General features: G+C 55.3%; 12 protein-coding genes. 9 read left to right on the plus strand and 3 right to left on the minus strand.

All coding sequences use genetic code 11. The features are described from left to right. The 8 genes from IOB61_RS05700 to recO all read left to right on the plus strand — a co-directional run. On the plus strand, positions 1 to 314 hold a 314-nt coding region (locus IOB61_RS05700), incomplete at its 5' end, for an SDR family NAD(P)-dependent oxidoreductase (protein WP_290813492.1). Positions 315 to 344: 30 nt separating this feature from the next. After that, positions 345 to 941 (plus strand): orotate phosphoribosyltransferase, encoded by a 597-nt coding sequence (gene pyrE, locus IOB61_RS05705; protein ID WP_290813495.1) that lies wholly within the window; start codon positions 345 to 347, stop codon positions 939 to 941. Further along, positions 938 to 1,687 carry a pyridoxine 5'-phosphate synthase gene (locus IOB61_RS05710; protein ID WP_290813498.1) on the plus strand — a complete coding sequence of 250 codons (750 nt, stop codon included), beginning with the start codon at positions 938 to 940 and terminating at the stop codon, positions 1,685 to 1,687. The genes pyrE and IOB61_RS05710 overlap by 4 nt, the downstream gene beginning before the upstream one ends. Next, on the plus strand, positions 1,684 to 2,094 hold the full coding sequence (gene acpS, locus IOB61_RS05715) for a holo-ACP synthase (RefSeq protein ID WP_290813501.1): 411 nt from the start codon (positions 1,684 to 1,686) through the stop codon (positions 2,092 to 2,094). Before IOB61_RS05710 ends, acpS begins: the two co-directional genes overlap by 4 nt. A 16-nt stretch (positions 2,095 to 2,110) precedes the next feature. Next, positions 2,111 to 2,908 carry a signal peptidase I gene (gene lepB, locus IOB61_RS05720; RefSeq protein ID WP_367272813.1) on the plus strand — a complete coding sequence of 266 codons (798 nt, stop codon included), beginning with the start codon at positions 2,111 to 2,113 and terminating at the stop codon, positions 2,906 to 2,908. Continuing rightward, a complete protein-coding gene (rnc, locus tag IOB61_RS05725) occupies positions 2,905 to 3,594 on the plus strand; it encodes a ribonuclease III (RefSeq protein ID WP_290813505.1) in 690 nt (229 codons plus the stop codon). Before lepB ends, rnc begins: the two co-directional genes overlap by 4 nt. After that, positions 3,587 to 4,564, plus strand: coding sequence for a GTPase Era (gene era, locus IOB61_RS05730; RefSeq protein ID WP_290813507.1), 978 nt, complete (start codon positions 3,587 to 3,589; stop codon positions 4,562 to 4,564). Before rnc ends, era begins: the two co-directional genes overlap by 8 nt. 9 nt (positions 4,565 to 4,573) lie before the next feature. Continuing rightward, complete coding sequence (gene recO, locus IOB61_RS05735; RefSeq protein ID WP_290813510.1) at positions 4,574 to 5,311, plus strand: DNA repair protein RecO; 738 nt, start codon at positions 4,574 to 4,576, stop codon at positions 5,309 to 5,311. Positions 5,312 to 5,316: 5 nt separating this feature from the next. Here the strand turns inward: recO and IOB61_RS05740 are convergent, their stop codons facing one another. Further along, entirely contained in the window at positions 5,317 to 6,363 is a 1,047-nt protein-coding gene (locus IOB61_RS05740; protein WP_290813513.1) for a GGDEF domain-containing protein, read from the minus strand. Between the two features lie 186 nt (positions 6,364 to 6,549). Between IOB61_RS05740 and IOB61_RS05745 the strand changes: the two genes are divergently transcribed. Beyond that, entirely contained in the window at positions 6,550 to 8,004 is a 1,455-nt protein-coding gene (locus IOB61_RS05745; RefSeq protein WP_290813523.1) for a coniferyl aldehyde dehydrogenase, read from the plus strand. A 73-nt stretch (positions 8,005 to 8,077) separates the two neighbouring features. Here the strand turns inward: IOB61_RS05745 and IOB61_RS05750 are convergent, their stop codons facing one another. Continuing rightward, positions 8,078 to 9,319 carry a cyclopropane-fatty-acyl-phospholipid synthase family protein gene (locus IOB61_RS05750; RefSeq protein WP_085340072.1) on the minus strand — a complete coding sequence of 414 codons (1,242 nt, stop codon included), beginning with the start codon at positions 9,317 to 9,319 and terminating at the stop codon, positions 8,078 to 8,080. After that, positions 9,312 to 10,182 (minus strand): DUF1365 domain-containing protein (locus IOB61_RS05755; protein ID WP_290813517.1); only part of this gene is annotated, 871 nt, incomplete at its 5' end. The genes IOB61_RS05755 and IOB61_RS05750, both read right to left, overlap by 8 nt.

A 10,182-nucleotide genomic window follows, 5' to 3' on the forward strand; every position in this document is an offset into this window, starting at 1 on the left:
CGAGCCGGGGGCGGGTTTTGATGATTTCCTCTGGCATGGGCCGTTTTTCTGGTGCCTCTCAAGGTGCCCCGGCGTATCGAGCCTCCAAGGCGGCCTTGAACAAATTGGTCCAAACTTTTGCCCACGATCTCAAACGGGACAGCATCTCAATTATCGCCTGTCACCCCGGTTGGGTGCGCACCGATATGGGCGGGGAAGGGGCCGAGATTGACGCCAAGGACAGTGCCGAGGGCCTCATCCAACTTGCCGAGGACCTGCATCTTTCGGGCAGTGGCCGCTTCATGGATTGGACCGGCCACTGCCAAGACTGGTGAAATCAGCTTAGAAAGTGATAGATAAGCCTTATGACCAATGACGATGTTCTTTCGATCTTCAAGTCGGCTGGTGGCCTGCTTGAAGGCCATTTCATCCTGACTTCAGGCCGCCATAGCCGCACGTTTTTGCAAAAAGCGTTTGTGTTCATGGACCCACCCGCGACAGAAAAGCTGTGCCAAGCTTTGGCCGCCAAAATTAAGGAGCGGTGGGGCCAGGTCGATTATGTGGTCTCGCCAGCGGTGGGTGCGGTTATTCCAGGCTATGAAACAGCCCGGCACTTGGGGGCTAAAGCCGTCTATGTGGAGCGCGAAGAGGGCAAGTTCCGCCTACGCCGTGGCTTTACTTTGCCCGCTGAAGCCCGCGTCGTCATCGTTGAAGATATTGTTTCAACCGGCATTTCGGTGCGCGAAACCTTAGAAGCCATCAAGGACGCGCCTTGTGTGATCTTGGGTGCTGCGGTGATTGTGGACCGCAGTGCAGGTCGTGCGGATGTTGGGTGTGAGCTGGTGGCTTTGGCTTCCATCGAAGTTGAAAGCTTTGCGCCCGATGAGATTCCAGATGACCTTAAAGCCATTCCTGCCATTAAGCCTGGCAGCCGGGCCTTGTCGCAAAGCTCTGCGTCATGAGCAGTGCCCCGCATCTACGGCTTGGGATCAATATTGATCACGTAGCCACGATCCGGAATGCGCGGGGTGGGCCCCATCCTGATCCCTTACGCGCCGCCCATATGGCTGCAAGGGCAGGGGCCGATGGCATTACGCTGCATTTGCGCGAAGATCGTCGGCACATTCGCGATGAAGACCTTGAGAAATTCATCGCTCAGGTAGAATTGCCCATCAATTTGGAGATGGCCGCGACTGAAGAGATGCTCGACATCGCGCTGCGCCATCCCACCCATGCGGTTTGCATCGTGCCGGAAAAGCGGGAAGAGCGGACCACAGAGGGCGGGCTTGATGTGGCGCGCTTGCATAATTCCATCGCCCCGATGGTCCGCAAGCTATCCACCGCGGGGCGGCGCGTGTCGTTGTTTATCGAGCCAGACCCCATCCAACTGGCGGTGGCCGAAGCCATGGGCGCACAAGTGGTCGAGCTTCATACGGGTGCTTATGCGGAGGCCGCCCTCGACGGTAAGGCGGAAGAAGCCCAAGAAATCGTTGAGAAGCTAGCCGAAGCTGCCCGCATCGGCACCGCCCGTGGGCTAGAGGTCCATGCTGGCCATGGTCTGACCTTTGATAATGTGAAGCCGGTTGCTGCCATCCCAGAGCTGGTAGAATTAAATATTGGTCATTTCATCATAGGTGAAGCAATTTTCATTGGCCTTGAGGCAGCTATTGCCCGTATGCGTCAGCTGATGGATGAAGCGCGCGCATGATTGTTGGAATTGGCTCAGACCTGTGTCGGATCGACCGGATTGAAGAGACCTTGGCGCGCTTTGGCACCCGCTTTGAAATGCGCTGTTTTACCGCGGGAGAGCAAGCGCGCGCCAACCGCCGTCCAGCCAAACGGGCCGATACCTATGCCAAGCGTTTTGCGGCTAAAGAAGCCTGCTCGAAGGCTTTGGGGACGGGCATGCGGCGAGGGGTTGCGTGGCGCGACATGGAAGTCATCAATCTGCCAACTGGCAGACCGACTTTGAGTTTGACCGGCGGCGCGCTAAAGCGATTGCAAGAACTTACCCCACCGGGCTTTCAAGCCGACATACATCTCAGTCTGACCGACGATCATCCTTATGCCATGGCATTTGTGGTGATTGGCCTGCAGCCTCTCGACGTCAAGTGAAAAGAAAACGAGTCTCATGGTTGATACAGCAAACTCAAAGGCCGCTACCCCCAAAACGGTAAAGCCGGCACCGAAGGGCGACAGCCTGATGGAAAGCGTCAAAACCATTATTATGGCTTTGAGCATCGCGCTGTTTTTGCGAATTTTCCTGTTTCAGCCGTTCAACATTCCCTCAGAATCGATGCGGCCCGGTCTATTGGTCGGCGATTATCTTTGGACGTCCAAGTGGGATTATGGCTATAGCAATGCCTCGATTCCGTTTTCGCCACCGATTTTGAACGGCCGGGTGATGGGGCAGGCCCCTGAGCGGGGCGATGTTGTGGTGTTCAAGCTGCCCTCCGACCCCCGCCAAGACTATATCAAGCGCTTGATCGGCATGCCGGGCGACCGCATCCAAGTTGTGGGTGGTCAGGTGATTTTAAATGGCACGCCTGTCAAACAGGAAATGCTTGAGCCTGAAACCATTACTGAGCAGAACGGCAATGTGCGCACCGCCACGCGTTTCCGGGAAACCCTGCCTAATGGCAAGTCCTATGTGACCTATGATTTTGAAACCAATGGCATGTTTGACGATACCCAAGTCTTTGTGGTGCCAGAGGGCCATTATTTCATGATGGGCGACAATCGCGACAATTCCACCGACAGCCGGGCTGATCCGATTTTGCAATCAGGTGTTGGCTTTGTGCCTGCGGAGAATCTGGTTGGGCGCGGACGGATCGTTCTCTTGTCGTTTGACGAGACCACGCGCTTCTATCTGCCTTGGACTTGGTTCACAGGTCTGCGGTGGGATCGGCTTGCTGTACCCATTCGATGAACCGAGAGGCACGTCTCCAAGCGCTGCAGGATAAGATCGGCTATCAGTTTGCGGACCGATCCCTGCTGGAGCGCGCCTTAACCCATAAGTCCCGTGGCGATGGCCAAAAGGGTTTTGCCCATAATGAGCGCTTAGAATGGCTGGGGGATCGGGTCTTGGGGCTAATGGCAGCCGAACGCCTGTTCGAACGCCATGGTCGGGCCGAAGAGGGCGAGCTTACCCGCCAATTCAATGCCATTGTCTCGGGTAGAAATTGTGCCGAGGCCGCACGCGGTATCGGCATGGCAGAGCTTATGGTGGTCTCGCGCGGCTTTAGTGCTGATGCGGTGGCTGAAAACGATTCGATTCTTGGCGATGCGTTTGAAGCCTTGATGGCAGCCCTGTGGCTCGACGGTGGACGGCCAGCCGTACAGGGCCTTTTTGAACTTGCTTGGCAAGCTGGCCAACAAGATGAGGCAGGCCAACATCGCAATCCCAAAAGTGCGCTACAGGAATGGGCCCAAAAACGCGGGTTTCCCCCGCCTGTTTATCAGGTGCTGGAACGCGATGGCCCTGACCATGCGCCACGTTTCGTGATAGAGGTCACAGCTGGGAACCATGTTGCAACCGCAGAGGGTTCATCGAAACAAAATGCAGAGCGGGCCGCGGCCCAAGCGCTGCTGAAGCAAGGCGGATTACGTGTCTGAGACGAGTGAAACTACCCCCACACCCGCGGTGTCGGAAAAAGCCCGCTGCGGTTTTGCCGCCATTTTGGGTGCGCCGAACGCTGGTAAATCAACCTTGGTCAATGCCCTGGTGGGGCAAAAGATTTCCATTGTGACCCAAAAGGTCCAAACCACCCGCTTTCCAGTGCGCGGTGTGGCCATTCATGGCGATGCCCAAATTGTGTTGGTCGACACGCCGGGCGTCTTCACGCCGAAGCGTCGTTTGGATCGGGCGATGGTGGCCTCAGCCTGGGGCGGGGCAGCCGATGCCGATGCGCTTGTCCATGTCGTTGACGCCCCTGCCGCAAGCCGGACAAGCGAAGGGCGTGGCGATGGCAGCGATAAGCGGACCCATGAAGATGTGCAGCAAGTGATCGAAGGTCTTGAGAAGCAGGGCCGCAAAGCCATTCTGGCGCTCAATAAGGTTGATGTGCTGGAACGCGCCAAATTGCTCGATCTGTCACAGGCCTTTTTTGAGAAGGGCGTTTATGATGAGGTTGTGATGATCTCAGCCCTCAAGTCCTCGGGCCTTAAGCGTCTGAATGATTTGCTGGCAGAGCGTATGCCTCAAGGGCCGTGGCTTTATCCAGAAGAACAAGTGGCCGATACGCCGATGCGTGTGATGGCCGCGGAAATCACGCGTGAGAAAGTCTTTCTGCGCTTGCATGAAGAATTGCCCTATCACGCAACCGTGGAAACCGATGCGTGGACGGAAAAGAAGGATGGCTCGGTCCGGATTGACCAAACCCTCTATGTCATGCGCGAAGGTCATAAAGGCATTGCCATTGGCAAGGGCGGGGAGACGTTGAAATGGATCTCCCAAAACGCCCGCAAAGATATTGCCGAAGCCATTGAACGGCCCGTCCACTTGTTCCTGCATGTCAAAGTGCGCGAGAATTGGATCGAAGAGCGGGCCCATTACACCGCCCTCGGCCTCGACTTTGATGCCTAGAGGCAACTGATGAGCGCTTGGACGGGCAATGCCATCGCTTTGTCGGCGCGACGCTTTGGCGAAAACGACGTCATTCTGGAGGTTCTAAGCGATCACGTCGGCCGCGCCTCGGGCTTGGTTTATGGCGGCGCGGGCAAACGCAAACGCGCCTTGATTGAGCCGGGCACCCGTTTGCATCTGACGTGGAAGTCGCGGCTTGAAGAGCAATTAGGCTTTTTTGACGAGATGGAAAGCCGAGGCGGCGGGCCTGCCGATGTGATGGAGGATGCGGCTGCCCTTGCGGCTCTGTCGTGTGTGGCGACCCTTCTCTTGGAAGTAACGCCTGAGCGACAGCCTTGTGTGGGCTTGTTTGAAGCCACCGACATCTTACTCCAAGCCCTCAGTGACACACAGGGCTGGCCTGCGCTTTATATACGCTGGGAAATGGGGCTTTTGGCCGAAATGGGCTATGGGCTTGATCTATCTCAATGTGCCTTGACCGGGTCGCCCGATGATCTTGCGTGGGTAAGCCCGAAGACGGGGCGGGCCGCTTCCCGAGCGGCGGGAGAGCCTTTTGCCGATAAGCTGCTTGTCCTGCCACCTTTTTTGCTGGGCGGACAGAACCGACCAATTAGCGGCGATGTCGCCGACGGCTTTGCCTTAATGGGCCATTTTATTGAGCGCGAACTCCTCAACCCCGTACGCAAGACCATGCCAGAGGCCCGCGCGCGCCTAATATTCGCGTTGGGAAAAACTGGTCGGCTTTAGGCTGATTAGGCTGCTTTGACTTTGGTGAGCTCTTCTTGGCTCACGCGGTTGCGGCCCGACCGCTTGGAATTGTAAAGCGCAGCATCGGCGCGTTCGACCATATCGGTTGGCTTCTCGCCCGGGCGGCGCTGTGCCACGCCCAGAGAGACCGTGATTTTGCCCAAATCTTCGTTTGAAGCCCGACGCACCAAGCGCTTGCCTTCAACGGCTTGACGGATTTTTTCGGCAATGCTTGCAGCCGTTTTCCGGTCGGTCATGGGGGCGATCATGGCAAATTCTTCCCCGCCGAGACGGGCAACAAGACCGCCTTTCGGCTTGGCCCGATCCATAACGGTGGCGACAAATCGGATCACTTGGTCGCCTGTTTGGTGGCCAAATGTGTCATTGATCCGCTTGAAGAAATCGATATCGGCCATAATGACGGTGACAGGGCCCGCACCGCGATCAGAAGCAGCGCACATTTCCACAAGGCGGCTATCAAATTCCTTGCGATTGGCCAGGCCAGTCAGAGAGTCGGTTGCAGCCTCAATGCGCACTTGCTCCAGTTGGACGCGCAAGGCTTCAATCTCAATGCTCGACTCAGCAAGCTTGGCTTCTAGGTCCTTAGATTGATTGGCCATTTCGTCGGTGGCACCAACCAGACTATTGACGAGGTCACGGGTGATCAGAGGACTGTCAGTCTTTTCCAATTCCCGCTTTGCCACAGCCAATTGCTCGCCATAGGCCTTGGTCTTGACGCCAGCCCGTAACAAGCCCTTGCGGACATCTTCCATCTCAGCCGCAATCTTGCCGCCCGCCTTCATCATGCGCGAGCCAATCGCGACATCCTCGAAATACTTGATGTAAAGCTGGTCGCAGACATGGTCATCAATCTGGCGTTTGCCGGCGATCATCATGTCGATTTCGGTGCATAGAGCAGCTTGAACAGCCGAGTGATAGGCCAACCAAATGGCATAATTCTCAGGCGAAGGCGTGATCTTCCGCTCTTTCAGCGACTTCAAGGCAGCCTCAGCCACCGCCATCCCTTGTTCACCGACTAGGTTTTGAACCACTTTTTCCACCACACGATTCGCTGCGTTAGGGTGGGTTTTAATCTATGCAGTATGGAGATTGCGTAAACACAGCCACTAATTTTCACCAAACACTTGGAAAAAGCTGCAAGTCGTGCGCATAGTTACCGCTGAAAAAGCGCCATAAGGTGCCAATAAAAGACTTAGGGAGCCACTATCATGAATGACATGACCTTCTCCGTGCGTGGCGATGGCGACACCATCGCAAGACTGAACCAGATTTTGGCCATCCAGAAAGCGGCTCAATTGCGCGACGGTATTCCCTCAGCCGAAGTCCGCATCAATCGCTTGGATCGCTGCATTGGCCTCTTGGTTGATCATGCTGAGCAAATCGCCGATGCGCTGTCAGAAGATTTTTCCTGCCGGGCGCGCGAAACCAGCCTGATTACTGATGTTGCCAGCTCGCTTGGACCGCTCAAGGATGCCAAGGCGCATTTGGCCAAGTGGATGCGTCCTGAAAAGCGCAAGACCTCGCCCTCGCTGCTGGGGCTATTGGGCGCAAAGGCTGAAGTGCGTTATCAGCCCAAAGGGGTGGTTGGCATTATCGCGCCTTGGAATTTCCCGGTAAATCTGACCTTTGCGCCCTTGGCCCAAATCCTTGCAGCAGGTAATCGCGCGATGATTAAGCCTTCGGAATTGACCCCGGCCACGTCTGAATTGTTGCGCCAAATGTTTGCCAAGGCTTTCTCGGAAGAAGAGATTGCGGTTGTGACAGGTGGCCCAGATGTCGGCCAAGCCTTCTCGCGACTGGCTTTTGACCACATGATCTTTACCGGCGGCACTTCCATTGGCCGCCATATCATGCGGGCGGCTTCTGAAAATCTGGTCCCTGTGACCTTGGAATTGGGTGGCAAAAGCCCCGTTATCGTCTCTCGCTCGGCCGATGTGGCAACCACGGCTGACCGGATCATGGCAGGCAAAACCCTCAACGCCGGTCAGATTTGCTTGGCACCCGATTATCTTTTGGTGCCCACAGAAAAGCGCGATGAATTGGTTGGCGCTTTGACCAAATCGGTTACGGCCATGTACCCAAAGCTGCGGGATAATCCAGACTATACCGCCATCATCTCGCCACGCCATTTTGACCGCATCCAAGCTTTATTGACCGATGCCAAGGAAAAGGGTGCAACGATTGTAGAGATCAATCCAGCAGGTGAAGATTTCTCCACCCAAAATGGTCGCAAAATCCCGCCGACTTTGGTGCTCGATACCACGCCTGAGATGAGCATCATGCAAGAGGAAATCTTTGGTCCTGTGCTTCCGATCAAAACCTATCAGGATGTCAAAGAAGCGGTCGGCTATGTGAATGCCAATGATCGCCCCTTGGGCCTCTATTATTTCGGGGCAGACCTGAATGAGCAGGAATATGTGTTGAACAACACAACCTCGGGCGGGGTGACGGTCAATGACGTGATCTTCCATATCGCCATGGAAGATTTGCCCTTTGGCGGGATTGGCCCTTCAGGCATGGGCTCCTATCATGGCTTTGATGGCTTTAAAGAGTTTAGCCATGCCCGTTCGGTCTATAGCCAATTGAAGAAGGATTTGGGGCCGATGAAGGCTCTGCGCCCCCCCTATGGCAAAGGCGTTCGTGACTATATCGCAAGCCAAATCAAGCGCTAAGGCGGGTTTGCTCGCAAGAAAAAGGCGCGGGACCCTCGGGTCTCGCGCCTCTTTTTTGGCTTTGAGAAGGCGGTTACGGCTTAACCATCGAGAAATGGCCAACATCGATGCGGCCGGTGCGGAACCCTGCCTCGCAATAGGCCAGATAGAAGCGCCACAATTGCTTAAAGCGCTCATCAAAGCCCATGTCCTTGATATGGATCCATTCAGCCAGGAAGCTTTTGGCCCAAGCGGCCAAAGTGTCGGCATAGGACAGACCAAAGGCCGCCGTGCTCTGCCAGACGAGGCCTGCGCGGGCGACTTCGAGTTTCAGGCGGGGCACGCTGGGCAACATCCCGCCTGGGAAGACATAGCTTTGGATGAAGTCGGCGCGGCTGCGATAATCTTCAAACAGACGCTCATCAATCGTGATGATTTGCAGACCGGCCTTGCCACCGGGTTTCAGAACTGAATTGACCTTGTCGAAATAGGTCGACCAATATTCTTCGCCTACCGCTTCAAACATTTCGATCGACACAACTGCATCATATTGGCCTTTGATGTCGCGATAATCCATCAGTTGAATGTCGGTCAGATGGCTTAAGCCCGCTTTGGCCAAACGCTCGGTCGCATATTTGTATTGCTCTTCCGAGATGGTGACCCCAGTTACGCGTGCACCATATTCGCGGGCGGCAAATTCGGCAAAACCGCCCCAACCACAGCCAATTTCCAACACATGTTGGCCGGCTTTCAGACTGACTTGCTCAGCCAGCGCGCGATATTTGTTCATTTGCGCGCTGGTCAAATCCTGACCGTCCTTTTCATAGACGGCGGAAGAATAGGTCATGCTGGGATCAAGCCAACGCGAATAAAAATTATTGCCCAAATCATAATGGGCCAAGATATTCTTCTTCGAGCCAGTCTTTGTATTACGCTTAAGGAATTTATGGCGGAAATTATTGATCACCGTCCAAAGCGGGCCACCAACCAACAGCTTTGGCATCAGATCCAAGTTCGACGAGAAGACTTCCAACAAGACCGCAAGGTCTGGCGTGTCCCATTCGCCTGCCATCAGGCCTTCAGCAAAGCCAATATCGCCTTGGGCGGCAACGCGTTTGATAAAGCTGAAATTCTTGATTTGCAGCACTGCGCTTTTGCCAGGTTGTTCCCCTCTGAAAATCAGCTGGCGACCATCAGGTAGCCACACCCTGATTTCGCCTTCGACAATATTGCTCATCGCCACAGCCGCCATTTTGAAGGCCATTGGAACTTGGCGAAGCTGACGCGCCAATTTTGGCGTCATCAACAGGGCATTTGCGTTTTGATCGTCACTCATGGGGAGATGAAATCCTACTTAATTTGGCAACACTGACGGGAATGGGTGGCATTGGCTTGTGGTGATAGCGTGCACCTTTGACTAATAATTTCAAGGCCTCCCAGTGGATCGCTAAGACAACTTTCAGCGTCAGGAATGGCATAGCAAAAAATGCCCGCGCCAAATTCCCATCCGTCAAATTCTCTCTACGCAATTTCAGCGTGGCTAGATGATCGCGAACTGCATCTGAAAACTTGTCGATCGTCAAGGACAGGCTGTCCCCACCTGTCCGCAGAGTAAACGCATAGCGGCCAGACACGTCAAAGAAGGGCGAGACGTGGAAGATTTTATCGGCTTCTTGATGCTCCACCGGCTGGCCACTGGCTGGGGCAATATAGCTGTGGGTTTCGCCAAACGTGTTGTTCACTTCATAAATCACCGCCGCCAGCGTAAGGTCGCGGTGATAGGCCAGAAAGACCGAGATTGGGTTGAACACAAATCCCAAGACGCGCGGGAAGGTCAGAAGGTGGATGGGCCCGCCATCATAGGCAATTTTGGCTGAAGCCAATTGCGCCTCAACCCAGCCTCGAAGCGGCGCGCCAGATCGGTCGCCATGGTCCTTGTCGTAGAAAGCCAAAGGCGCAAACCGATTGTGCGCCATCCATTTAAGGCCGCGCACTTGGCTAGCCGGATCATCGACGTCGATCAGCACTTGATAGAGGTCATAGGCTAGACGATGCTCGAACGGCTGAAAGCGGACGTGAACCGTCCGGCCTCGCAACAATCCAAGTTTGGTCATCTCCGTCACAATGCAGCTTCCACTTCCGGTGCCGCAAGCCCGTGAGACTCTGCCGCTTGGCGGGCGGGCGGGGGATCGCGAACAA

The sequence above is a fragment of the Aquidulcibacter sp. genome (assembly GCF_020253525.1).
Lineage (GTDB): Bacteria > Pseudomonadota > Alphaproteobacteria > Caulobacterales > Aquidulcibacteraceae > Aquidulcibacter.